Origin of the sequence: Myroides sp. 1354, assembly GCF_030324495.1 — a bacterium.
Lineage (GTDB): Bacteria > Bacteroidota > Bacteroidia > Flavobacteriales > Flavobacteriaceae > Flavobacterium.
Map to the genome: position 1 here is coordinate 140,223 of NZ_JACAGN010000004.1, position 25,572 is coordinate 165,794.

A 25,572-nucleotide genomic window follows, 5' to 3' on the forward strand; every position below is an offset into this window, starting at 1 on the left:
TTGGCCTTGTATTCTCCCTTTTAATGCCGAAGAATGATTATCACTCAAGTTATACGCAATTGTAAAGCCCAAGAAGTAGAAAAACAAATTGATTATTTGTTTATTGACTGGTATCAAGCTACTAAACGCATTCAGCGACTTAGCACTGCAGCGGGACAAGCTGTTGCAATTCGCTTTTTAGGTCAGGGACAAATCTTGCGCGAAGGGGATATTTTATATGAGGAGGAACATCAGGTTATTATGGTTTCTATTTTGCCCTGTGAGGCTCTTGTTTTAACCGTGGATCATTGGATTAAACTGGGTTGGGTTGCTAGTGAAATAGGCAATAAGCATTTACCTCTTTTTATTGAAGACTCTTCACTGTGTATGCCCTATGAACACCCCATGCACCAGTGGTTAATCAACAAGGGATACGAACCGAGTATTGAACAAAAAAAACTATGTAATCCATTGAATGCCAATGTCGATTACGAACAACATAAAAAAATTGCATTCAAGATGCCTAAGGGCGGGATAGTATTAAAAATTTAAGCATGCAGCAATCATTTTTAGGCCGACTATTACATTTAGCAGATCCAACTTTACCCATAGGAGGCTATACGCATTCAAATGGGTTAGAAACCTACGTTCAAATAGGCAAGGTGTATGACAAAGCATCGGCAGATCAGTATGTAAGACACTATTTGTGGTACAATTTAAAGTATAATGATGCGGCTTTAATGAAATTAGCCTATGAGGCAACGATAGTGGCTCAATTAGAGGATTTAATACTCTTAGATCAAGAGTGTAATGCACTAAAAGCGCCAATGGAAATTCGTTTAGCTAGTCAAAAATTAGGCTTGCGTCTCTATAAAATATTCAGTCGCTATCACCAAGAAAATTCCCTTGTTCAAGCCTGGGGAAATCACATAAAAAGCAAAGCGGTATATAATCATTATTGTATTATGTATGGATTTTTTGCGGCTATTATGAAAATTCCACTCGTAGAGGCGATGCATGCCTTCTACTACAATGCAGCGATAGGAGTTGTAACCAATGCCGTCAAACTCGTGCCTTTAGGACAATTGGACGGACAGGATATTTTATATGAATTACACGATGATTTACTTCAGTTGAGTGAGGAATCGCTCCAAATGGACCGCAGTCTCATTGGATTGTGTACAATTGGTTTTGACATTCGCTCCATGCAACACGAGCGATTGTATTCCAGACTTTATTTATCCTAATTTAAAAACAAGACTATTATGGAAACTAGAAAATACGTAAAAATTGGCGTTGGAGGACCCGTAGGTTCGGGAAAAACAGCCTTATTAGAACGCTTGAGTCGTCGCTTATTAAACGAATATGACTTAGCGGTTATCACGAATGATATTTACACCAAAGAAGATGCTGAATTTATGGCGAAGAACAGTCTTCTAGATCGCGATCGCATCATTGGTGTGGAAACAGGAGGATGTCCGCATACAGCAATCCGCGAAGATGCCAGTATGAATTTAGAAGCGGTAGAAGAACTCGCCAATCGATTTCCTGATTTAGAGTTGATTCTCATCGAAAGTGGAGGAGATAACTTATCTTCTACCTATAGTCCTGATTTAGCTGACATTACCATCTTTGTTATTGATGTTGCCGAAGGCGAAAAAATTCCGAGAAAAGGGGGACCTGCTATTACACGTTCTGACTTATTACTCATTAATAAAATAGATTTAGCCCCCTATGTTGGCGCAGATTTGGGTGTGATGGAAAGTGATGCTAGACGCATGCGCAAAGAAGCTCCTTTTCTTTTCTCTAATTTAAAAACGGGAGAAGGGTTAGAAGAAATTGTCGGATGGATCAAAAAATACGCTTTATTAGAAGATATTGATGAACCGAATTTAGTGCGATAATATGGTCTCTTCTTTAGAAATTAAAATTGAACAACGCCAAGGTAAATCCTATCTCAAAGATGCCTATGTTACCCCCCCTTTTCGCATTGTTCCTGTGGGACAATACAAAAAGGATAAAGCCGCTTATTTGATGATTATGAGTTCTTCCCCAGGCTTGTTGGATAATGACGAACATTGCATTGAGATACACTTAGCTGAAAATACCAAATTACAATTGCAAACGCAAGCATATCAGCGCCTCTTTCATATGAAAAACAAATCGACGCAAACGACTGTTATACATATGGAAAAGGGAAGTGTTTTTGCCTATGTTCCTCATCCTGTAGTGCCTCAACGTGCTTCAACCTTTATCAGTAAAAATACCGTGCAATTAAAAGAAGATTGTCATTTTTTACTATCAGATATTATTACTTGTGGACGAAAATTATCAGGAGAAGAGTTTGAATATCACCATTTTCAGAATCTCACTGCATTATACAAAGAAGGAAAACTTATCGTTAAAGATAATGTCTTGTTGCAACCAGAGCGAATGCCCTTACAAGGTTTGGGAATTTTAGAAGGATATACCCATCAAGGAACATTAATCTATTATAATACAGCAAAAATAGCGGTACAAGACTATATTGATTTTTTTTATGAACAATATGGTGAAATGGAAGCGATTGCCTTTGGAATTAGTGCTGTTGAAGGAGATGGTTTTATGGTTCGTGTCTTAGGGCAAGGAGCAGAGAAACTCTTTAGTATTTTTCAATCCATTCAACAGAAACTTTGGGATGAATTAATGTTAGCCTGAAAAAACGAAAAGAAAAAATAATGAAAGCACTTCTTGTTCACTGTTTTAATGCCTTTTTTAAAGGGTTTGGGCAAATTATGTTACAGGCAAATTCTATGACTGGAATTTTGTTTCTAGCTGCCATCTATTATGATTCAACAGATATGGCCCTAGCAGCTTCTTTGAGCAATGTAGTGGCTATTTTAACAGCAAAAATACTGAAATACGAGCAAGATGATATAGAAAGTGGCAAGTATGGTTTTAACCCTTGTTTAATAGCTATCGCACTAATGTTTTATTTTCAGCCTAGTCTGTGGGTTTATCTAATGATGATAATTTCTTCTGTTTGCTCAACGATACTGATGCACTGGACCATGAAACGCGAATTACCTGCATATACGTTCCCCTTTATTATCTTCACTTGGATATCTCTATTTGTTTTAAGTATTCCAAATTTAGCTATTCGCTCAGTGCCGGAACATTTTGTAGATATTGAGGAATTAGATGATTTTTTAATTCAAGGACATGCTTTTGGACAAGTACTCTTTCAGGGAAGTTTTGTCGCTGGTGTTGTTTTCTTTTTAGGCGTTTTTATTAGTCGACCCATACAAGCCTTATATGGGTTTGTTGCAGTCATTGTCAGTGTGTATATTTCGCACAGCAATCACGCTTCCAATGCCTTGATTAATGAAGGGGTATTTAGCTTTAATGCTGTACTTTGTGGAATTGCTATGGGAGAAGATAAAGTACGCGCAGGTATGTATGTATTAATTAGTGTGATTATTTCTACTTATTTTGATATCTTCATGATTCAATATGGATGGACTACCTTAACTTTTCCTTTTGTATTTGCCATGTGGGTAATGTACCCTATTAAACGATTAGACAAATGGATTGTAAATAAACTAGAAGAATTAGGTTTTAATAGCCTGTGGAATAAACTATTTCACACGAAAGAATAAAAAATTAGTTCTTTTCCTCTTATAGTATTACATTTATTTTATAAACATTGTTTTATTTTTTTTGGATTCAAGATGTCAAAACCTTCTATTGAAATATTAAACAACTATCAATATAAAAAGTTGTTTTTGCCTCACCTGAATGATACTTATTTAAAAAACGAGAGTAAAATACAAGTCTATCGTTTAGAAGATTATTTGAGAGGTATCTTAATGCCTGTGATTCCCTATCGCACGACGTTCAATTTTTTGATTTTGTTGACCCAGGGAGACATGACACAATATTTAGATAGTGGTGCCTATACCTTGGTCAAAAATGAAATCATTAATGTCAAAAATGGCAATATTACAGCTACCTTATCTATTTCTGATGATATACAAGGTTATTTTGTTGTTTATGAAAATGAAGTAATTACAGATATTTCACTTGGGGCCAATGATTTAAAGTTCTTCACAATGAATCCTTATGTCAAGTTAAATGATATCAATGCCAATTGGGTGAGTAGAACACTTGATTTATTAGAAGAAGAGAGTTTGAGTGAGCAGCGCGACATTGAAATTTGTATTACGTTATTAGAGACTGTATTGATGAAGGTTATTCGTGTGGATATGGAGAAAAAAACACCCATGAGCAGACAATTAGATATTGCTTTTCGCTTTAGAGAATTGGTGCAAAAATTTCACATTGACCACAAAAATGTACTATTCTACGCAAACTTATTACACATCTCCGAGAACTATTTAAATAAATGTGTAAAAGAAGCCACAAATAAACCACCCAAACAGTGGATTAATGAAATCAGTATTTTACACAGCCAGATTTTATTGCAGGATAAAACAAGGGATATCGCAGGAATTGCCTTTGAATTAAAATACAATTCCCCTTCGTATTTTACGCGTTTGTTTAAAAAAACAACGGGGTATTCACCTAGTGATTATCGTCGACATAAATTTCTTTTGTAATTAGGCTTAAAATAGCTGCTTTTAGGACTCATTAGATCCAGCTTAAATCCTTGGTAGTAATCATTATATTCTTTGCTTGTAACTCAAAGTATTTGATGGTGTTGTTTTGAAAAATTTCATTAATTTTAACAACTAACATGATATCAATTCTTCAGCGTGAAACTTCTTGGTATGACAACGTTCTGAAGAATCTCATTTTATAAAGATTACCTATAGTGAAAAAAACTCATTTACTTTGTTGATGGGTTATATCATACTAAAAAACACTTATAATCTAAATTAGAACAAGAAATTTATGAAAGCAGTAGGAAGTACAGTAGAGGAGATTTTATCTCACATACCTGCGGAGCGTGCACAAGCTTTTACAAAATTACACCAGACAATTGTCAATAATTTGCCTGAGGGATTTGAAGCTGCTATTAGTTACGGCGGATTGGGTTATGTGATTCCACATCGTATATATCCAGCAGGTTATCATTGTAAACCAATTGAACCCTTGCCTTTTGCTGGTTTAGCTTCTCAAAAAAACTCCATCAATTTTTACCATATGGGTATCTATTCTGATCCTGCTTTATTGGAGTGGTTTGTGTCTGAATATCCCAAACACAGCAAACAAAAATTGGACATGGGTAAAAGTTGTATTCGCTTTAAAAAGCTAGAAGAAATTCCCTATGATTTAATAGGAGAATTGATGCAAAAAATGAGTGCAGAACAATGGATAGGTTTGTATGAAAGTAAATTAAAAAAATAATAATCTACAATAAAAAAAGAGCCCATAAGGGGCTCTTTTCTATTTATTAATGTCCAGCTCCAGCGATAATTTTACCAGCGCCTTTCTTAATTAAAATTAAAATAAAAGGAATACAAATCAAGAAAAGTACCCCTAAAAACATAAATACATCCATATAGGTTAGAACTGTTGCTTGTTTTGTCACTCCTAAATCCAATAGGGTATAGGCTTTTTGCAAGGCCTCATCTGCAGTAAATCCCTTGGCAATAAAGCTCTGTTGTAGCGCAGCCACGCGATTTTGCACTTCTAAAGAGGCAGAGTCCAAATGACTAACTAAAGCCAATCGATGGTTAACGGTCCAACGTGAAATAAAAGTTGTAATTAAGGCAATCCCAAAAGACCCACCTAACTGACGCATCATTCCTGTAAATGCAGCACCTTCACCAATCTGCTTGTTTCTCAAGTTTGATAAAGAGAGGGTTGTAATCGGTACAAATAACAAACCTAATCCTACACCTCGTACAACCAAAGGCCAAAAGAAGTGTTCACTTCCTGTATCGGGTGTTAAAATATTATGTGCCCAAAAACTGTAGACAAAGAATACTAGAAATCCAGTAGCTACTAAGTATTTAGGTGGTACACCACGTTGTAACATTCGCGCAATCAAAGGCATCATCAAGGCTGTCATCAAAGAACTAGGGACCAATAACATTCCTGCATCTGTAGCGGTCCATCCTAGGATGGATTGGGTATAAATGGGAATAATAAAAGTTGAACCATATAATCCAAAACCTAAAATAAAGGACAATACCGTACCAATAGCCAAATTAGAATCTTTGAGCACACGTAAGTTTACAATGGGTTTTTCACAGGTTAATTCTCTCCAAATAAAAAAGAAAAATCCCAATACAGAAGAAATAGATAAGGTTAAGATTGTTGAGTTCTCAAACCAATCGTCTTGCTGTCCGTGTTCTAATACATATTGTAAAGAGCCAACCGCTATAGCTAGTAAAATAATACCTAAAAAATCAACTTCATTTAATTTACTTTTCTCTGCATACCTCGGACTTTTTACATAGAGTAGGGTAAGTACAGTGGCTAAAATTCCAATGGGTACATTGATATAAAATATAAAGGGCCAGGAATAATTATCAATAATATATCCTCCTAATGGTGGACCTAAAGTTGGACCAACGATTACTCCCATACCGTAAATGGCTTGTGCGACCCCTCTTTTCTCAACAGGATAACTTTCTGTAATTATCGTTTGTGAGGTAACTAATAAAGCTCCACCACCTAAACCTTGAATAAAACGAAAGAGAATAATTTCCCATAAAGTAGTAGAATATCCACATAAGAAGGAAGCTACGGTAAAGATAATAATCGAAGCGGCAAAATAATTGCGTCTTCCAAACTGTTGGGAGAGCCAACTCGTCATTGGCACTACAATTACATTGGCAATGGCATAGGCCGTTACCACCCAGGCAATATCAGTTAAGGAAACACCGATACTTCCTTTCATATCATTCATGGCTACATTGACGATTGTGGTATCCACAATTTCCAATAGCGCACAAAGAATAGCTGTAACAGTAATGATGATGCGACGATAGCCGTGCTCTACTAAGCTTTCTTCACTCATAGTTGTCTTGTTTATCGTCCGCTTTTAATATTGACATCGATATCCGCATTCATCCCAGGTTTAACGTAGACTAACATCTCGTCATCTGGATTGGTAAACGTGATTTTTACCGGAATACGCTGTACCGTTTTAACAAAGTTCCCTGAGGCATTATCGGGTGGCAATAGTGCAAACTTAGCACCCGTAGCTGGAGACATTGAATTGATAACTCCTTCGAATTTGTGCTTAGGAAAAGCATCTACCTTAATACTCACTGATTGTCCTTCGCGCATATATTGCATTTGCGTTTCTTTGAAATTGGCAACTACCCAAATATTATTCTTCTGTACAGTATTAAACAAACCTTGTCCAGGCTGAATTAATTGCCCAGCTTGAAGATTAATTTTAGATACTTGCCCATCCTCTTTGGCTGTAATTACAGTATAAGACCAATACAATTCCGCATGATCTAAATTAGCCTTCGCTTGATCAACCATTGCTTTTGCAGCATCAATTTGAGAAGTAGAAGCCACCGCTTGTGATTTGCTAACATTCACTTGTTGAGCAACAGCATGAGCTTGTTTTTCAACTGCTTTTAATTGCTCTTGTAGAACAACTACCTGTTTTTCAGCCGTTTCTTTAGCCGCTAAAGCTTGTTCATATTGTTGTTTCGTAATGGATTGCGTTTGATACAAACGATTGTAACGTTCATAGTCATTTGTTGCTCTCCACAATTGTGTTTTTGCTGCATCAATATTTGCCTGAGCCGTTGCTACATTGGCTTGTGCTGTGGAAGCTCCTGCTTGGGAAGAAAGAATAGTGGATTGACTTGTGTTTCCTCCAGCCTCAGCAACTGCTAATTGACTCAATGCGGCCTGATAATTTGCCTTAGCTTGTTGTACCTGAATCGCATATTCCGTATCATCTAAACGAATAAGTGTATCTCCTTTTTTAACGATTTGATTATCTTGAATATAAATATTCTTAATATAACCAGGTATCTTAGATACAACAGGGGTAATTTTCGTTTCAATTTGGGCATCATCCGTTGTTTCATGTGCCATTGAATGAATGTATTTATATATACCGTATCCACCTCCTAAAACGACGATAACCGCTAAAGCAACAATGAATTTTTTATTTAACGGTTTTTTATAAGCTGTTTGATTTGTTTCCATTTAATTTTTTGCTTGTAAATTCTCGATTAATTTTCCTGTTTTATACGCGTATTGATAAAGCGTCAACGTTTCATCTGCCTCTCCTAACATGGTGTCAATCTGCGCTTGTAACTGTTGTACATCCGCTTCTAATAGATGATCCGTATCTGTTAAACCATTGTCGTACTTATCTTTTACAATGCGATAGTTCTCATTGGCCTGAATCAGAGCTTTCGCTAAAACGACATTCTTTTTTAAAGCCAATTCATAGGCATTGTAAGCTTCTTCAATTTCAACTTTAGCTAAATCTTCAACAAGCTGTACTTGGTAGTCTACTTCTGTTTTTTTTGCTTTTGCTTTGTTAACCTCTGTACTGTTTTTGAACAGTTGAGTTAAATCGTATTTTATTCCAATTCCCACACTAGTAGCATTGGTTATATCCACAACCTTATCTAACTGTATGGCTGAATAACCTGCGGTTAGACCAATAGAAGGAAAAAAGTTCCCTCTTGCCATTTTGATTGCTGTATGCGCAATCTCCTCCATCTTTTGAGCACCTTGAACATCTTTACGCGAAGAAAGATCATCTGTCTTGGTCGGAAAAATAGCTACAGCTTGTACTTTTTCGGCCAAAATAGTTTCGCTCTCATCCAAATCAAGCAAAACTTTTAAGCGCGTAGTAATATTCTTTTGTGTGTTCTTCGTTTCTTCCAAAGACAGCTCTACATTCGACTCTTGTAATTGGGTGCGTAAATAATCATTTCTCGCAATTATTCCCTCTGCTAAAAACTGTTCAAAATCAAGCGTACGCTGATGGGCACGCTTTAAATTCTCTGTCAATAACGCAATAGATTGTTGGGTTTTATACAGTGCAAAATATAAGTTAATCGTTTGATATACTACATTTTCTGTAGTGGATGCTTCCGTTAACTGAGCTAAGGCATAGTATTGTTTACTCTGTGTTACCGCATTGGTAATCTTAAAACCACTAAACAAAGGAAGGTTCGCTTTTGCCTGTGCAAGCATTAAATGCTCTGGTTTTACTTGAGGCATTTGTTTTTCTTCAGAAGAAGAAGATAAAGGTACTTTTAGGTTGATGTCAGTACCATCAAAAAGGCGGTTATAGGTTCCAGATACTTCTAATTCGGGATAACGCATATTTTGCGCGCTGTGAATTTGAAGTCTAGAGGCTTCTGTACTTGCTTTTACTTTTTTTATTTCTTTGCCATTTTTTAAACTTAACGCTATGGCCTGCTCTAAGGTGAGTGGAGTAGGGGTCTGCGCGAAAATTTGACAAACAAACAAGGAAGCAAGTAAGACGTAATTACTTCTGTTCATTGTAGATTAGTATTGATTTAAATGATTGAATTAAATAAGGATATATCTCTTCTTTGATATATAAACCATAGGCTTGATGATCAGAAAGACTCCAATAATCCGAAAGCATATGTTCATGATGAATCAAATAACTGATGATTCCCATCGCGAAGATTACAAAAACAATAGGGTCTGGTTTAGCTCCAAACAATCCCATTGCATAACCTTCTTCTATAAATTGATTTATATTTTGAAGAATTTCTCGTTTGAGTAAGGTAATTCCTTCAGAAATAGCAGGTTGATTCTCTTTACGAGTCAATTGATTCATTAATAAAATGTGGAAATCTGAGTTTTGAAGCTGTACTGCCATCATATGTTCAACGAAAGCTAACAACTTTTCCATCGGATCAAGTTCTACATTACCCGTTAAATCCACCAATTTTTCTCGTGTTCGCGTTAATCGAATTTCAAAAAGAGCACCAACCATGGCACTTTTTGAACCAAAATAGTAATTAACCATGGCAACATTAATTCCAGCTGCTTTAGAGATATCGCGTATACTTGTCCCATCAATTCCCTTTTGAGAAAATAATTCTTCTGCTATAAGTAGAATCTCCTTTTGCTTGTCATTCAATGCCATATTAAACGTTTTTGTTGCGTACAAAATTAAACAAACGTTTAATTGAATTTTACATTTTATTCATTTTTTTTCAAATAAAATGAATTTAACCTACTTAAAGATATGATTCAATGCATTTAATATAATTATAAGTTTTTGATTTTCTGTAAATTAGAAGTTTTAGGTATAATACGTAAGTTCCAAAAAACAGATTCCATGCAAATGGGTTTAATCTGATTACTAAGAGCATTGGATTATAATTGTATACTTATTCCAAGTAAAATATTTTATTATTTTGGAAAAAGGGTCATTAAGGATTAAAAGGAGGACTTTTTATCCTACTATAGTTATACCTGTTTTAACCATGCTAGAGTACCTAAGGTCTCCTCATGCTGTTTTTACTGTAAAGCGTCGTATGTTCTTAAAAGAAAAAGTTTTAATCCTAAAATAATGCATAAAAAAAAGACCTAGATGAAGCATCTAAGTCTTTTTTTTATGCATTTAACATTTTAAATTAACGTATCTTTTTATATACTATCGTCTGATTGTCAAGGAGTAAAGTCAACCTATCATCTTTCAAGGTGAAATCATAAGTTAGGTGAGTCTCTTGTTGTTGGTTCTCTTTCGTAATTAAAATAAGTTGATTTTCTTTTATCTCATAGATTCCTTGCGAATGAGGTTCTGTCCTGCAGGGTTTAATCTCTTGAAAACTATGCGCAGCTTCAAAGTACAAACGCTCTTTTGTTTCAACATTTTCCCATGCTCCTGTAAATTGATCACTTCCTAAATATTCTTGTTTTAAAGTAGTGAGTAGTACAAAAAAACCAATAAAAACTAAAGGAATATAGACATACTTCACTTTACTTATTTTGTTGAACCACTGTGGTCTATCTATATTCGTAAATAAAGGCGGTTCTTGAATAAGTAAAGTAAAAAAGATCTTGAAATCCGATAAAAAAACAAAGAACCCCATAAGTGTTAACAACACAGCCATTCCTTTTGCTCCTTGAATATCATAAGCAAAATCTACCAATAAAATATTGACCATAAAAGTTAAGAAAAGTAGAATACCTATTCTCGTTGTCTTTCTAAAAAACAACAAGATGGCGCTTGTTAATTGAGCTCCGGCAATTACTGCTCCATACCAAAAGGAATAACCATAATAATACCAAGTGAGTTGAAATCCAGATAAATCAGAAATCGGTTTATCATAAACACTAGGTTGAGTGATAAATTGAGTTTCTACTAATTTGGCTAGGGCATAGGAAATAATTATTGTTGCAATAAAATATCTACAAAAAGTATAAAGATAAAGGTGGTATTTTTTTAAATCCATCATATAGAATTTGGTTAGTTTACGGCAAAACTAGGCGAACTCTAGCTTTATAAATTGTAAAAATGTAACCTACTTAAATAAATAACCAAATATTTTCTTGAGATGTATTGACCTGCTTAAAAAATTTTTGCGGTGTATGCCCAGTAAGAAGTTTAAAATCCTTATTAAAATGGGCTTGATCATAAAAACCATTTTGCGCTAATTCCGTATAGTTCTTACTTTCTTTGCGTTTTAGAATTGAATTTCTAAAGCGTTGAATTTTTCTATACTCAGCAGGAGATTTTCCTAAATGTTTGATAAATAAGCGATTCATATATTGTCTTGTAATATGATGTTTTCTAGCTATTTCTTCTATTTTACTATCCGCATCTAGGTCCTCAACTATTTTTTCTATCAAATCAAGGTTTTTTTCCTTTAAGAGAACTAATAAATACGATTCTAATGCATCAATTTGAGCTTCTATATTTAAATCAAATAGTTCATTCATTTTCTGATTAAAATCAGGAGAAAAGACAAAGTCTATATGTACTCTTTTTTCAAATAAGGATTGAGCATCTGTCATAAATTGATTAATTCCCAGAGGTTTAAAATAAATAGTTAATTCATCAATAAGGTCTTCATAACAGATCTGCATCGGTTTAGTATAACGAGAAACTAAAGACGTCATGCTATTTAAACAATCGTGAGCGCGTAGCACAACTCCTTCGTCATTTTCTTGAACACTAAAATTTCGATTAAAAGTAAGAATACAATAATTATTAGGATAGGTCCAATAGCGAATTGGTTTGGAAATATTTTTACCTGAGTGAAGAAAATAATATCCTTCAATATACTTAGATAAAGTTTGACTTTTAGGCTGGTAAAAATCTATTTTCATTTAATTAAGAAACGTTAGGTCTAGGCGATGCGAAGATAAATAAATACTCTTTTAAAGGAAGCGATTGGACAACAAATTATATCCTTCCAATCTTTCTAGGGCTATATTAATAAAGAAAAACACTAAAATAAATAGGTTGAAAACCCCTTATTTTAGTGTTTATTTATTGTCTTATTTAAAACTAAATTAACCTAGAATCTTCTTAAACCAATCTTTTGCTTTTTCATATTGTTCAACGAAGAATGAATCTTCTTCTTCTTTGTTTTTTTCTACGACTGGCAGTATATGTTCATAATAAGTTCCTTGTAGAAATTTGCGCAGTAATCCTTCTCCTACAATAGGTTGGTCATCATTCAAAGCATGAGCGGCTTTGAGGAGGTGACGAATGTCGTATTGCAAAGGAAAAATATCGGGAACTTGTTTGTTTAAGTTCAATAATTGATATACTGCTTGTCTTCCTGTTCGCACGGAGCTTTCCATGGTAAAAACCACATCGTTATTTGTTTCTACAAATTGACCGATAAGTCCCAAATTAAGACAGCCTTGAGGAACAACTTGTGGGCGATCTCCATGAGCACGAGGCATAAACATAGACGTGATGTAAGGCATATAAGCCGTGCGCACAATTGTGTTTTCGATTACATTATCTAGTTGATCTACAATACCTAAATGGTAACATAATTCAGCCAAGATTTCATTACCTGTACAAGCAGGCATTGTTTTTTTGATGTAATTTCCTTCTTTATCCATGAATAAAGCATACACCCAAAGTACTAGAATATCACCAGGTTGCGTCGGAAAGTGCGGTTGACGATTACACGTAAAACTCATCAACCACTTGGAATCAGTAATGGTTATAATTCCTCCAGTAACAGTCTTTCCAGAATACGGATCGTTAACACTTAATTCTTTTAATTTATCAATTAAGGGAGAAGGTTTACAAGTTAAGGTTGCCGATTCCCATGAAGATTTTTCAATATCAGAGCAGAATTTTTCTGGATGTCCAAAAATAGGAGATTTAGCTGCTAAGTTTTTCCATAAGGTCCATCCTGGACTTTTACCACTTGTAGCGGCATCAACTTTTTGAATAGGAGCTGTTGTATTCGTTCCATAAGCAGTATCCTCTGTCATAGATCCTGTTGTAATAACAACAAAATCTTGTTCATCCATTGGAATTCGAGTTTCTTCTCCATTTTGTTGTACAAGTAGGCCTTTAACCACTTTATCTTCTGTCGTACTGTGCAATTCTACATCGTGTACAAGCGTATCCAATCGAATCTGAACGCCTAATTCGACAAGGTGCTTGCGAAGCGGACTCACAAATGTATCATATTGATTATAACGCGGAAATACAAGGGCGGAAAGATCTTTTAAACCATCAATAGCGTGTAAGAAACGATGCATATACAATTTAAATTCCAATAAACTATGCCAATTTTCAAAGGCAAACATTGTTCTCCACAAGGTCCAGAAATTACTTTCTAAGAAGGATGGATTAAAATACTGTTCGATTGTTATATCATCTAGCTCTTCTTTCTTTTTCAACAAGAGCTTAACCAAGGCCATTTGATCTTTTTTGGCAAGTCCAAACTTACTAAAGTCTTGGACTTCTCCCAATTGATGGATAAAACGAGCTTTAGAATAATTGGGGTCGTTGTCGTTAATTAAGCGATACTCATCAAGAACACTATAGGGTTTTGGGAGTTCTAGGGCTGGTATATCTTGAAAGATATCCCATAAATTTTCATAGGTCATATCCATTTCTCTACCTCCGCGAATGATATAGCCTTCTTTGGCATTACCTGCACCATCTAGCGATCCTCCGTCAATAGACAATTGTTCTAAAAAAGTAATATTAGCAGCGGGAATTCGTCCATCGCGAATAAAGTAATATGCCGCTGACATCCCTGCAATTCCACTTCCAACGATATATACTTTACTTTTACTGAAATCTTTTCTTGGAAGACCTATATTGCGTTGGTAATTTCCAGGTTCATCTGCAAAAGGCATTGACCGCTGAGGCGTGTTAATAGGAGGTTCTGTATTGGCATTGGGAGCATGATGGACTTGCCCGTAGGTAGAAGAAGCCTCTAATACTTTATCAAACTTGTGGGTATCTACTTTCATTTTATTGGTTTTAATTGTTGGTATTTATCTTTAAAATTAATCAATAAATTTAAATGTAAACACTGATTTACAAAAAATAGTAATAAGACATAAATAAATTAACCTTTTATTTACTTTGCTATTTCCTCTAATAAAAAATAAAAAAAGCACGCTAGATAATTAGCGTGCTTCTCTTTTACTTAACTTCTTATACATCATGCTCTAGGAGTGAATGACAGAATAGTTACAAAATCAGGAAAGGCATTAAAAATACAAACATATTCCTGAATCATTCGTCTAATTTGTGTTTCACTCATCCCTTGAATAGCCTCACTACAAACTTGAATGGTGTAGGTACCAGCTCCACTTTGTACTTGACAATCAGGTACAAAATTAGAAATAGAAACACAAGGTGTAGCATTCAGATTTATTGATTTACCTTGAGCAAAGCTTCCCACGGTAAACAGGAACATAAATACAAATAAAAAATTTCTCATAATTGTATAAATTTAAAAATTGGTTGATTAAAAATAGATAATTTTTAAATTCATACAAAATTAACAAACAAACACTTAACAACACATATAGTTTAACTGTAAAACAAAATATACTTTAAATATTAAACAAAAACAGAATCATAGTTTATTACTAACAAGTATTATCCAAATTGTTTTAAAAATCCAACTAAATCCGTTTGTGCGTCTAGTCCAAATTTTTGTTTTAGACGATATTTGGTCATTCGAACACTTTTAGCTTCAACATGCAATAGCGTGGCAATTTCTTTTGTCTCTAAATCAAGATAGAAATAAGCACAGTATTTCTGATCTAAAGGTGTTAATTTTTGTTGAGCATGAGTGGTAATATTTTTAAAAAACTGAGGGTGCACTTGTTCAATTCTTGCTTATGTTTTTTCAAAACTCGTGGCTGTCATTTGCTCTTCGCGTAGTATTTGCTGTATATCTATACTTTGCGCATGGTTTAAATTTGCCTTCACTTGTTTTAAAACTTCGCGTTTATGCTGCAATTGTAATTGACTAGCTAACACAACTGTTTCTAGCTGTTGTTGTTTGACTTCTAATAAGTCTTGTTCTGCTTTTAATCTAGCTTGTTCTTCTTCTTGATACTTTACTTTTAACTTCGCTTGATTATTTTCTGCTTCTAATTGTTTTTCACGAGCTAATGAATATCTCAAATTAAAGTGATAAGAACGAAACATAAAAAATCCTCCTATAACTCCCAGCGCAATTACACCTAATAAGAGAAATTTTTGTTTTTGTTTGTTTTCAACCGTCTCTTGTAGAGTCAGAATTTCTTGTTCCTTCTTTTTTAATTCAAATTGGACTTCTAAACGATTAACGGTGGCCGCTGTTTCTTCATTAAATAACAAGTTACTATAGGAAATCGCTTCTTGTTGATAGGCTAATGCGCGTTGGTAATCTCCTTTTTTAACTTGGAGATTTACAAGAGAATTGAGGATATTAATTAGGGTGTGATAGTATGGTTTTTTCTTTTGAACAGCTAGGAGATAAGCCTTGATAAGATAGGTTTCAGCAGCAACTAAATCATTGTCTTTCATACTCAATTCACTGAGAATTCCATATCCACTAGCTAGTGCTACATCGTTAGTACTAGGTACGATGCGAATGGCTTCATGTACAAGTTCAATAATAGATTGTTTGATTGTTGGGTTTGTCGTGTCATAATATTTAAGATAATAACTGGCCTTGTTATTGAGAATATAAGCATAAGTATTAGCGACAACTTCTCCAGGATAAGTTTTATACAATGCAATAGCTTGATCTAACGCCAGCATCATTTGATCTCTTTTATTTTGATCTCCTGTTTTCTCATATTGAAAGGAATAAACTACCGCAAGTGCATTGTAAGCATTTGCAACAATATTTTTATTTTTTCCTATTATAGCATATTCTAACGTCTTATTTGCATAGTTTAAGGCTTGAACTTCATCATTCCATTCTGTATAGACCCCGTATAATAAATAGTAAATCCGAGCCAACAGATCCGCTTCACTTTCTTGGTTATCAAGCTGATTTAAAGCTTTATGCAACCATTGAATAGTAGCTTTATTGTCAAAAAGTATGGTGTGTAACACTGCTTTTGCATAATAAGCATAGGCCAATCCAATGGGATTTCTTTGTGTTTCAGCTACTTTTAGCGCTTGATCCGCATACGTTTGCGCTTGATCAAAATCCTCAATATTAGCGTAAATATTAGCAAGTATGCAATTGGCTTTTACTACTTCAATACCTTTTGGATTTTTGGTCAAGGCTTGCTTTAAACAATCTTGAGCTAAAGTTAGGGCTTCGTCATATTGTTCATTCACTCGATAGCGATCGGACAATCGCAAAGCAAGGGCCATTTGTTCACTAGGTTGTGTGACTACTTGTAAACGTTGTTTCAAACTGTCTTCATAACGCTGTTGTGCGAGCAGTGGAAAACCTAAAAAGCCTAATAAAATAAAGTATACGTATTTTTTCATTGGTACAAATGTATAAAAGCTGTAGATGCAAAGATTAATATTTAATGAAAATTGATCTAGAAAAACAACAGCACAACTCACTCATATACATCTAGATAACTATTTTGTGTAGACATATTGTAGTCACACCTAAAAAAGAATGTAGTTCTTCTGTAGGTAAGGGATTAATGCACAACTCTTGGAAATAGTTCAAATTTGTTGCAATTATTTAAACTTTAAAAAAATGGATAATAAAACACGTTCAATTGTCTCTTACATTACGATCATCGGATGGTTAATTGCTTATTTTGCTGGAAAAGAAAACACAGATGACGTATTAAAATATCATCTAAAACAATCGTTGGGATTGTTTATTGCAGGGCTTCTATTTAGTATAATATGCGGTATTCTAATTTTGATTTTACCTGCTATTATTGGCCTTATATTGAGCTATATTAGTTATGCTTTTTGGATTCTAGCCATTTTTGGTATTATCAATGCAGCGAATCATGCAAAAAAACCAGTACCTCTTATTGGAAAATTGTTTGAAGATAAATTTGATTTCATTCGTTAATTATCCCTAGTATTTACAGGAATGAATCCATTTAACTTCCTTATTTTAGAGGGGAATGCATACAAAATAAAGAAAACCTTCTCTTTGATTCACTTAGTGCTTTTGTGCTGGTTGAGTATTGGTTTAGCTGTGTTATTCTTCAGTACAAAGTTTAAATTAGGGCTTGTAATTACGGTCTTTGCACTGCTTTTGTTTGCATTGGTTTTATTCAAATCTTCTAAAACTAGGATAGTTCCAACAGAAAAAAGAGTGCAAATTGATACGGGAATTAGAGGACAACAGCCTATTCAATATCAATTTAGTGAAATAGATGGTTTTCATATACACTTAATACAAACAAAGTTTGGACTCCCTCTTCACGCAACGCTGTATATTCAATTGACACAAGCAGAACAAAAGAAACGCTATGAGATTGGATCCTCTTTACGTCCTAAAAGTATGCAACGTTTACGCGAGGAACTAGAGGAAATTATGAGTAATAAAAAATAATTATATGAAACAGATTACGTTAATAGGCATTCTATTTATCACTTTGTTAGTACTAATGTCTTGTGAGTTGGGAAGCAAAAGCTATGCGGAAGAAGTCTTTGAGAAAGTCAAACTCAACAGCAATAAAATTCCCGATGGGTTTAAGCTTCATTTCAAAGAGATACAAGCCCAGCTTAAAGCAGGAAGTTTGGTTCTTGTAACTCCAGAAAATGAAATTAAAAAAGTAAATGCAACGGAATATGTAAAAGGACGTTATGTTGCGCTGTTTGATCGAGATATTGACGCTATTAAAAGTATTGAACCGAATGAAGAAACGCTTGTTATTTTAAAAGCGGCTTTAGATTTATTCTACTATGCAGATACCATTTACAAGTTTGACTTCCCTCACATTGCACGTATGATAGACGAAGGCAGAGCACAAGAAGATATTGAGCGCGCAATAACTAATTTAGAAGAAAATAAAAGTCAAATCTTAAATGAAAAGTACAACAAAGTACACGATTTAATTATGCCTTATGCAGATAAACATGGTGTAAAATATGAGATTATAACAATGCCTAAACCCATTCGTTATAAGTAAGATGAAACACTTCAAACAAAGGGGAGAGACTTACTTTCTAAAACCTCAATATAAGCTAGCGATTATTGTAGTACTCGGGTTTTTAAGTTTTGCTTATATGAGTTATCTTGTTGAATTTCCTTTGATAGCTCTTTTACTTTTAGTTATAGCAACATTGGCCTTTTGGGCGTTTACAACCAACAAAGTATATTTAAATGTAAAGCATAAATTTATTGATGTAAAAGTTGGGCTTATACATCCAACTATTCGTATTCCCTTGGATATGATTATACAATTTGAGTTTCATATTTTATCTCAGAACTTAATTCGAACTAATGCTCAGTTGGTACTGCGATACCGTATTTCAGAAGGAGAAAAAACGGTTTTAATTGCCCAAGGATTTACCAAAGCAGCAATGGAAAAGATACTCAATGAGCTAGAAAAAATTATTGCTGATACAAAAACAAAATAGTCCCCACATCTTATTGCTACATAGGCAGTAATAAAAGCTTATCCGATTAGGATGAGCTTTTTATTTTTAACCATTATATGCCATGATAATTAATTGAAAAAGACCTGACACACCTGCACCTAGAATTAAAGACCAAGAAATCCAGTCTTTAAATTCATTTAGTTTGTGTTTTAAAAATAAAAGGTGAAGTCCGATATGTACGATAGAAAAAATACTAAAGCCCTGAATAAATAGCTTTGGATTCTGACCGTGATTCAAATACCATAAAGCCCAAACAAACAAAGGAAGATGAGCGAAAATAAAGATAATATATCCGATTTTATCACCTAAAGAAGCAAGCCCTGGAAAAATACGCCATTCTTTACAACGAACGGCATCAATTTCATGCATAATCATAAAAGAAAGTCCACAGTAGAAAAAAAGATAATCCATCCTAGCTTAATAACGAGTTTTACTGAAACAAAGATAAGGGATTTAATAGAAGCTCAACACCGTGTGACTGAATCAAATCGAACAATTTTGAAGTCATTTCTCCATTCACATGGAGGGTCAATTAAAATAAATAGCTATTCTACCTTGAATTAGAATAGCTATTTTGTTTTATGGTCTTTGTCCTTAGAAAGAGCATGTTTCCTCAGCCATATTCACTTCTATTTCTACAAGATCTCCTAAACGCAAGACGATATCATCCAAAAAAGCCTCTAGCTCTTCTGGTGTGTAGCATCCACTTGTTTCCAATATTAACTTGCCAAACAAGTATACTCTAATTTCGTGTTTGTAGCGAATGGCTCCTTTATTGCTTTCTAACGAAAAGGTTTCAATTCGATCTACAGTGTTTGCACTCATCGTACTTCCTCCTAAAAGAAATAGACCCGCTAATAGTACTAAACTTTTTTTCATAATAGTTAAATTTTAAAATTGGTTAATTAAAATTATAATAATTTTTAAAATTAAAACAACTATAAATAAATTATTAACTATATGTGTATTAAAAATACAATTCTTGTTAATTAAAATCCGGAACTCTACATCGGTATGAATGGAATATAAAATCAAAATTTCATGCTGATCTCTTTTAGATATAATATATTTGTCCTCCCATAGATATAGAGTAGGATGTCAATTAAAAAAAATAAAGTATACCGCAGAACACGCTATTTGCTGTACAAAGAAACACTTGTTGATTTTAACGAACACCTTTGGGCCTTTATTGGATCTTTTGTTGGATTAGCGACAATCTGTTACTTGCATTACCAAGCCTTTTCTCAATACGACTTAACTTTGTTGATTGGTTCTTTTGGAGCTAGTTGTGTGCTGATTTATGGAGCAATTGGAAGTCCTTTGGCTCAGCCTAAAAATCTGTTTTTTGGCCATCTTATTTCAGCTGTAATAGGAGTAAGCGTTTATAAACTCTTGGGAGACTATATTTGGATTGCAGCACCTTTAGCGGTTTCTTTGTCCATCATTGGAATGCAAATGGCAAAATCTCTACACCCTCCTGGAGGAGCGACCGCCTTGATTGCCGTAACAGGAGGAAGTAGTATCACCAATCTCGGATACACCTATGTCTTATCTCCTGTATTAACGGGAGTTACTATCTTGTTTATAGCTGCCTTACTCTTCAATAATATTCCGCATAAACGACAATATCCTGTAAAATCGTTTATTCTATTACATCGTATAAAAAGGCGAAAAAAGAGGTGATTTCTTTTTACAATCAACATTTAATACGATTCAAAGCAATCGAATACTTGTTGACAATTGTACTTGTTGACAATTGTACTTGTTGACAATTGTACTTGTTGAATCAAGTGATGCTGTACAATTTTGTGATGAAATAAAAAACCTGAGTTAAAAAATTAACTCAGGTTTCAAATAACTTAATCTATTAATTTATTCCTTCACAATCTCTCAAAACTTTGATAGTACCTGTTTCACAATACTCTCTTTGTTTATCTGCAATTCCTCTTTGAGTATAAGCAGTAACAATGATGCTAACCACATCATCGTGGTCCCAAGGGTCTTTTGGATTTCCATTTTCATCACAACTATAAACAATACCAATCCAACATTCGCGTACAGGATTAAACATTGTAGTCGCATCAACTTGCACATATCCTTGTTTTTTAAATGCTGCAAAAGTAGAGTTAGTATCCACTGATTGAGCGAAAACTCCAACTGAAAGCAAAAAGGCTCCCATTAACATTAATTTTTTCATAATCAATAATTTAAATCTGGTTTCTGTTAAAATAACAAACTTCGATTAAGAATAGAAATAAAACTCTGGTTATTAACAAATTATGAAGTTTAACTGTATAAATTTAAATTTCTCATCGAGATTTGAAGGATAGAAATTCCTTAAAAAGAGGAACTAAATATCCTCCATAGCTCAATTCTTTTAATCCTAATACCTCAACTGAAAGTAAAGAGCAGACCTTTGATTTGAGCCAAAGTCTTTTTAGCTGCATTTTTTCTGTAAAAAACAACAGATACAAAAAACAGGTTTTCAAACATACATTTACTTTTTTAACCAATCAAAGGTTTAAATACCAATTAATTAACCTCGATAGTAAAAAAATAAATCCATTCTTTTTTACCTCATCAACTCGTATATGATAGTTTGACTTTAAGTTTTTACTAATTGTATAGCTGGTTTTTTACGTTCTTCCTCTCTTTGTATCATCATTAACTAATGAATGCCTTGTAGTGCTTGTCATCGACAATTTAATCGCCCATCATCAAGGAAATAGTAAACATGATGATTTAGCCTAAATAGCGAACTCGTTCTATTCTGAAAAAAGCAATCCAAGATACACGTGATGGTTCTCTACTAGGTAAATCGAAAATACGATGTAATTAATTAATAATTTAAATACTAAAAGATGAAGAAAATTCTATTTTATGCTTGTTTCTTAACTATTGCTTATACTGCTAAAGCTCAGGTTGGGATTGGAACACCAGACCCTAAGAGTTCGGCCATGCTAGACGTTGATGCTACAGATAAAGGTGTTTTAATACCTCGAATTACTTTGACTAGTTTAACGGCCTTTTCACCAGTGGTTGGGGAAGAAGTAGATGGATTACTCGTTTACAATGTGGGCAGTGCCCTGCCTCAAGGATTCTATTTTTGGAAGGATCAAAAGTGGAATCAAGTGGTTGATCAGCTTAACCTAGAAGAATCTATAACAAACATTGTTACGGGTGATATGGGGGAACTGAAAAGAATAGCGGATTATCTTGTACCCACTAATCCCAAGAGTGCTGATAAAACACTTGATCATGCGGTCCTTATTTTTGATCCCTCCAACAACAAAATTGCGATGGTAGAGTATGATACGATCGCTGGGGAATATAAACCTGTAGAAATCTCATTCGATGATCTTGTTTCTGCAGCAGAAACTCCAACAACAATTAAAAGAGCAAAGGTTACTACAAACGGACAACTTGATTTCCAAGATACGGAAGTCGTTCTTCCTGCTAATACCAAAAAGGGAGAAATATACTACCAATATGCGGGAGAAAATGGACGTGTTGATTATTTGAATCTTACAGCAGATATCCTTAATGTCTTTCAAGAAAATGATACGATCATCAACGAAATTATCAAAATAGTCAATAAAGATGGAGGCAATGTTTACTTTACCAATGTAGAAATTCCAGCAGAAAATATTCCTGCAAATAGCCTATATCAAGTAGATTTAGCTACAAATGAGAAGAAAATCATTGATATATCAGCCAATATTCAAAACTTCTTTGAAGATAACATGGAATATATTAAGCAAGAAATTGGGGATAAAGTAACGAATAATATCTCAGTGAATACTGGAAATAAAATTGATGGAGATGATGTTTATTTGTTTAAAAATAATGCAAGCTTTTCAAATGCAGGAGCAAAGATTGATGAAGTTCAAATTTCATTACCTCCAAATACCACAGCAATTGATCGCATCGTATCAGTAAAACTCTTTAAGGATAAGAAAATTATTTCATCTTCTGTTACAGGTGTTACCATAACGGGATCGAAAATAAACTTTTACATGGGGGAAGGCTCTATGTATTATCGCCAAGCAGCAGGAACAAACTACGAAGTTATGGTTGAATTTACTGCTAGATAGATAGGATTTTTCAAATGTAGGAGAAGAATCTTCTCCTACATCATTTATTTCATATCCCAAAAAAGAAGCATCTGTTTAACTGTATTAAAATACACTTGATTTAATCCGAAACAAAGCTTTTTTTACTACCTAATTTGTTTAGCTAGTATCTAGATACAATTTAAACGAAAAACTAAAAAAACTACTGAACAAAATGAGTTTTAAGTACCAGTAAAAAAGAGGAAGAACTGTTGTTATTCAACCCGTTATTTGAGCTCATTCTATGAAAAATAAAATACCAAATGAAAAAGAACTACTTTTTTACTATCGTTATTTTGGGTTATCTCATCTTACTGAGCGATATAACGAAGGCACAAGATCCTATTTTTCTAAACGGAGGCATCTTATATATTAATAAACAAACCCTTTTGAGTTCCTATCTTCCATTTGTCAACACAGATCGTGGATTTTTAATCAATGATGGCGAAATCCATTACCACAATACAACAACCAATGAAGGTATCTTTAGCTTTACCAAGCGATTATCGGCTGGTAAAGTCTCTTTTTTCCAAAACGATTCAAATCCTCAATTGATCCGAGGCAATCGTACATTTGAATTGAATCAGGTGCACTTTAAAAGCGATCAACCGCAAGTCTCTTTTTTTGATCTAAAAGCCAATCTTGATATAGAAGGAGAACTTGATTTTGTAAAGGGAATTATTAAAGTCGATTCTACACAGAATGAAACTACTAAAGTTTCAAAGGGGATGATCACTTTTTTAGAAACAGCTACGCATAAAAACGCTAGTAATTGGAGTCACATTGAAGGAGAAGTGGAAAAAAAAGGAGGGAGGGAATTTACTTTCCCAATAGGAGACAAAGGAGTATTAAGACCTGTAAAGATTAGCGCTACTGGAGATGTACAAAACAGCTATCAAGCCAAATACAAGTTGGACGATACAACTTTTTTTGAAACACATACAGTCAAAGCAGGTATAATTGACCAAATCAATACTCGTGAGTATTGGACTGTAATCAAAGGGCAAAATAATTCCGAGAAGCAAATCAAATTGACACTGAGCTGGCAAGAAGACTACACACCAATATCTTTAATTAAAAACCCAGAAAAAGACTTACATATAGTCCGTTGGGATGAGCAACAACAGCTATGGGTGGATGAAGGAGGCGTAGTAGACCTATCCAGCAAAGAAGTAACGACAATTGCACCAGTCAAAGGCTACGGTTATTTCACACTAGCAACAGTGAAAAAGAACTGGATGTTGGACGGCGACCTAGTGATTTACAATCTTGTAACTCCTAATGGGGATGGTAAAAATGATTATTTTATCATAGCGAACATCAATCAATATCCCAATAATAGAGTAGAAGTTTATAATCGATGGGGCGTACGTGTATATGAAACGACCAACTATGACTCAAAGGGAGATGGAAGTGAAAATGTATTTAGGGGCTATGCAAAAGGAAAAAATGCAATAGATCAAAGTCAACAACTACCCAGCGGTACTTACTATTATGTAATTACCTATGAATACAAAGATGAGAAGGGGAGTCGCATGATTAAGAAAGCGGCTAATTTACATTTAGAGACCAACTAAATCGAACGCAAATGAAACGAAATAACACAATTAAAACGTTTTTACTTGGAAGTTTACTGTTGCTGAATATACCGCAAAGTTATGGACAACAAGATCCTCAATATACCCAATATATGTACAACCATACGCTCATTAATCCCGCTTATGCTGGAAGCCAAGAAGGATTACATTTCTTTGGTTCTTATCGCACACAATGGGTGGGATTAGAAGGAGCTCCTAAAACAGCTATGTTGTCCGTTCATACTCCATTGGGAAATTCTGGTTTAGGACTTGGGGTAAATTTCACAAATGACCGACTAGGTGTTATGGATGAAAATACCTTATCTGTTGATTTGTCTTATGCCATCGATTTAAATTACCAATACAAATTGGCTTTTGGATTAAAAGGTTCTGGAAATTTACTCGATGTAGCCTATAGCAAACTACACATTTACAATCCAACCGACCCTATAATAGCAGAAGATATCAAGAATGAGTTTACCCCTAATGTAGGGGCAGGATTATTTTTGTATTCAGACAAAGCTTATGTTGGTTTATCTGTTCCTCACCTTTTAAATCAATCTCGCTATGAGGATAATGAGGTCAAAGTACTTCATCAGAAGATGCATTTGTATTTATCGGGCGGATATATCTTTGATCTAAGTCCGTCCATTCAATTCAAACCCGCTACTTTACTAAAAATAGAATTAGGTTCTCCACTGCAAATGGATGTTACTGCCAATGTTATGTTTATTAAAAAATTCACACTTGGCGTAGCTTACCGATGGGATGCCTCGGTTAGTGGTCTTGCGGGATTCCAAATTAACGATACACTTTTTATCGGATATAGTTATGATGCAGAAACGAGTAAACTAGCCCGATACAATTCGGGCTCACACGAAATTTTTATGCGTTTCAGCTTATTTAATGGATTCAAACGCGTGGCCACTCCGAGGTTCTTTTAAAATAA

28 protein-coding genes are annotated in these 25,572 nt (G+C 34.3%); 15 read left to right on the forward strand and 13 right to left on the reverse strand.

Features of this window, described 5'->3' with window-relative positions; all coding sequences use genetic code 11:
• Positions 1 to 33: 33 nt before the first annotated feature.
• The 7 genes from HX004_RS06290 (at position 34) to HX004_RS06320 (ending at position 5,328) form a co-directional block, all read left to right on the forward strand.
• Positions 34 to 531: an urease accessory protein UreE gene (locus HX004_RS06290; protein WP_286441499.1), complete on the forward strand. Its 498-nt coding sequence runs from the start codon at positions 34 to 36 to the stop codon at positions 529 to 531.
• A gap of 2 nt (positions 532 to 533) precedes the next feature.
• Positions 534 to 1,226 carry an urease accessory protein UreF gene (locus HX004_RS06295; protein WP_286441500.1) on the forward strand — a complete coding sequence of 231 codons (693 nt, stop codon included), beginning with the start codon at positions 534 to 536 and terminating at the stop codon, positions 1,224 to 1,226.
• Positions 1,227 to 1,244: 18 nt separating this feature from the next.
• Positions 1,245 to 1,883: an urease accessory protein UreG gene (gene ureG / locus HX004_RS06300; protein WP_286441501.1), complete on the forward strand. Its 639-nt coding sequence runs from the start codon at positions 1,245 to 1,247 to the stop codon at positions 1,881 to 1,883.
• Between the two features lies 1 nt (position 1,884).
• Positions 1,885 to 2,676 (forward strand): urease accessory protein UreD, encoded by a 792-nt coding sequence (locus HX004_RS06305; RefSeq protein WP_286441502.1) that lies wholly within the window; start codon positions 1,885 to 1,887, stop codon positions 2,674 to 2,676.
• A 20-nt stretch (positions 2,677 to 2,696) separates the two neighbouring features.
• On the forward strand, positions 2,697 to 3,617 hold the full coding sequence (locus HX004_RS06310; protein WP_286441503.1) for an urea transporter: 921 nt from the start codon (positions 2,697 to 2,699) through the stop codon (positions 3,615 to 3,617).
• Between the two features lie 72 nt (positions 3,618 to 3,689).
• Positions 3,690 to 4,577 (forward strand): helix-turn-helix domain-containing protein, encoded by an 888-nt coding sequence (locus tag HX004_RS06315; protein ID WP_286441504.1) that lies wholly within the window; start codon positions 3,690 to 3,692, stop codon positions 4,575 to 4,577.
• A 295-nt stretch (positions 4,578 to 4,872) separates the two neighbouring features.
• The gene (locus tag HX004_RS06320; protein WP_286441505.1) at positions 4,873 to 5,328 is read left to right on the forward strand and encodes a DUF1801 domain-containing protein; all 456 of its coding nucleotides are present in this window, start codon (positions 4,873 to 4,875) and stop codon (positions 5,326 to 5,328) included.
• A gap of 46 nt (positions 5,329 to 5,374) precedes the next feature.
• Here HX004_RS06320 and HX004_RS06325 read toward each other — a convergent pair whose 3' ends face one another.
• From HX004_RS06325 to HX004_RS06370, 10 genes are all read right to left on the reverse strand, one after another.
• Positions 5,375 to 6,949 carry a DHA2 family efflux MFS transporter permease subunit gene (locus HX004_RS06325; protein WP_286441506.1) on the reverse strand — a complete coding sequence of 525 codons (1,575 nt, stop codon included), beginning with the start codon at positions 6,947 to 6,949 and terminating at the stop codon, positions 5,375 to 5,377.
• Positions 6,950 to 6,960: 11 nt separating this feature from the next.
• A complete protein-coding gene (locus HX004_RS06330) occupies positions 6,961 to 8,106 on the reverse strand; it encodes an HlyD family secretion protein (protein ID WP_286441507.1) in 1,146 nt (381 codons plus the stop codon).
• Positions 8,107 to 9,423 carry a TolC family protein gene (locus HX004_RS06335; RefSeq protein ID WP_286441508.1) on the reverse strand — a complete coding sequence of 439 codons (1,317 nt, stop codon included), beginning with the start codon at positions 9,421 to 9,423 and terminating at the stop codon, positions 8,107 to 8,109.
• Positions 9,410 to 10,042, reverse strand: a complete 633-nt coding sequence (locus HX004_RS06340; protein ID WP_286441509.1) for a TetR/AcrR family transcriptional regulator — start codon at positions 10,040 to 10,042, stop codon at positions 9,410 to 9,412. The genes HX004_RS06335 and HX004_RS06340 overlap by 14 nt, the downstream gene beginning before the upstream one ends.
• A gap of 493 nt (positions 10,043 to 10,535) precedes the next feature.
• Entirely contained in the window at positions 10,536 to 11,360 is an 825-nt protein-coding gene (locus tag HX004_RS06345; protein ID WP_286441510.1) for a hypothetical protein, read from the reverse strand.
• Positions 11,361 to 11,430: 70 nt separating this feature from the next.
• On the reverse strand, positions 11,431 to 12,234 hold the full coding sequence (locus tag HX004_RS06350) for a helix-turn-helix domain-containing protein (protein WP_286441511.1): 804 nt from the start codon (positions 12,232 to 12,234) through the stop codon (positions 11,431 to 11,433).
• Between the two features lie 186 nt (positions 12,235 to 12,420).
• Entirely contained in the window at positions 12,421 to 14,361 is a 1,941-nt protein-coding gene (locus HX004_RS06355) for an oleate hydratase (RefSeq protein ID WP_286441512.1), read from the reverse strand.
• Between the two features lie 194 nt (positions 14,362 to 14,555).
• Positions 14,556 to 14,837 (reverse strand): hypothetical protein, encoded by a 282-nt coding sequence (locus tag HX004_RS06360; protein ID WP_286441513.1) that lies wholly within the window; start codon positions 14,835 to 14,837, stop codon positions 14,556 to 14,558.
• 161 nt (positions 14,838 to 14,998) lie between these two features.
• Positions 14,999 to 15,226 (reverse strand): helix-turn-helix transcriptional regulator, encoded by a 228-nt coding sequence (locus HX004_RS06365; protein WP_286441514.1) that lies wholly within the window; start codon positions 15,224 to 15,226, stop codon positions 14,999 to 15,001.
• Positions 15,227 to 15,241: 15 nt separating this feature from the next.
• Positions 15,242 to 16,840, reverse strand: coding sequence for a tetratricopeptide repeat protein (locus HX004_RS06370; RefSeq protein ID WP_286441515.1), 1,599 nt, complete (start codon positions 16,838 to 16,840; stop codon positions 15,242 to 15,244).
• 223 nt (positions 16,841 to 17,063) lie between these two features.
• Here HX004_RS06370 and HX004_RS06375 point away from each other — a divergent pair, with 223 nt between their 5' ends.
• The 4 genes from HX004_RS06375 to HX004_RS06390 all read left to right on the forward strand — a co-directional run bounded on the left by HX004_RS06375 (position 17,064) and on the right by HX004_RS06390 (position 18,913).
• The gene (locus HX004_RS06375) at positions 17,064 to 17,393 is read left to right on the forward strand and encodes a magnetosome magnetite crystal formation protein family (protein WP_286441516.1); all 330 of its coding nucleotides are present in this window, start codon (positions 17,064 to 17,066) and stop codon (positions 17,391 to 17,393) included.
• A gap of 21 nt (positions 17,394 to 17,414) precedes the next feature.
• Entirely contained in the window at positions 17,415 to 17,882 is a 468-nt protein-coding gene (locus tag HX004_RS06380) for a hypothetical protein (RefSeq protein ID WP_286441517.1), read from the forward strand.
• 4 nt (positions 17,883 to 17,886) lie between these two features.
• On the forward strand, positions 17,887 to 18,462 hold the full coding sequence (locus HX004_RS06385; RefSeq protein WP_286441518.1) for a hypothetical protein: 576 nt from the start codon (positions 17,887 to 17,889) through the stop codon (positions 18,460 to 18,462).
• Positions 18,463 to 18,559: 97 nt separating this feature from the next.
• Complete coding sequence (locus tag HX004_RS06390) at positions 18,560 to 18,913, forward strand: hypothetical protein (RefSeq protein ID WP_286441519.1); 354 nt, start codon at positions 18,560 to 18,562, stop codon at positions 18,911 to 18,913.
• Positions 18,914 to 18,979: 66 nt separating this feature from the next.
• Here the strand turns inward: HX004_RS06390 and HX004_RS06395 are convergent, their stop codons facing one another.
• On the reverse strand, positions 18,980 to 19,345 hold the full coding sequence (locus HX004_RS06395; protein WP_286441520.1) for a DUF6713 family protein: 366 nt from the start codon (positions 19,343 to 19,345) through the stop codon (positions 18,980 to 18,982).
• A gap of 183 nt (positions 19,346 to 19,528) precedes the next feature.
• The gene (locus HX004_RS06400; RefSeq protein ID WP_286441521.1) at positions 19,529 to 19,813 is read right to left on the reverse strand and encodes a hypothetical protein; all 285 of its coding nucleotides are present in this window, start codon (positions 19,811 to 19,813) and stop codon (positions 19,529 to 19,531) included.
• Between the two features lie 216 nt (positions 19,814 to 20,029).
• On the opposite strand from HX004_RS06400, the gene HX004_RS06405 reads away from it, so the two are divergent.
• The gene (locus HX004_RS06405; RefSeq protein WP_286441522.1) at positions 20,030 to 20,617 is read left to right on the forward strand and encodes an HPP family protein; all 588 of its coding nucleotides are present in this window, start codon (positions 20,030 to 20,032) and stop codon (positions 20,615 to 20,617) included.
• Positions 20,618 to 20,801: 184 nt separating this feature from the next.
• Here HX004_RS06405 and HX004_RS06410 read toward each other — a convergent pair whose 3' ends face one another.
• Positions 20,802 to 21,131 carry a hypothetical protein gene (locus HX004_RS06410; protein WP_286441523.1) on the reverse strand — a complete coding sequence of 110 codons (330 nt, stop codon included), beginning with the start codon at positions 21,129 to 21,131 and terminating at the stop codon, positions 20,802 to 20,804.
• 664 nt (positions 21,132 to 21,795) lie between these two features.
• Here HX004_RS06410 and HX004_RS06415 point away from each other — a divergent pair.
• From HX004_RS06415 to HX004_RS06425, 3 genes are all read left to right on the forward strand, one after another.
• On the forward strand, positions 21,796 to 23,028 hold the full coding sequence (locus HX004_RS06415) for a phage tail-like protein (RefSeq protein WP_286441524.1): 1,233 nt from the start codon (positions 21,796 to 21,798) through the stop codon (positions 23,026 to 23,028).
• A 281-nt stretch (positions 23,029 to 23,309) separates the two neighbouring features.
• Positions 23,310 to 24,623, forward strand: coding sequence for a T9SS type B sorting domain-containing protein (locus HX004_RS06420; protein WP_286441525.1), 1,314 nt, complete (start codon positions 23,310 to 23,312; stop codon positions 24,621 to 24,623).
• A gap of 11 nt (positions 24,624 to 24,634) precedes the next feature.
• Positions 24,635 to 25,567, forward strand: coding sequence for a PorP/SprF family type IX secretion system membrane protein (locus HX004_RS06425; RefSeq protein ID WP_286441526.1), 933 nt, complete (start codon positions 24,635 to 24,637; stop codon positions 25,565 to 25,567).
• Positions 25,568 to 25,572: the final 5 nt, after the last annotated feature.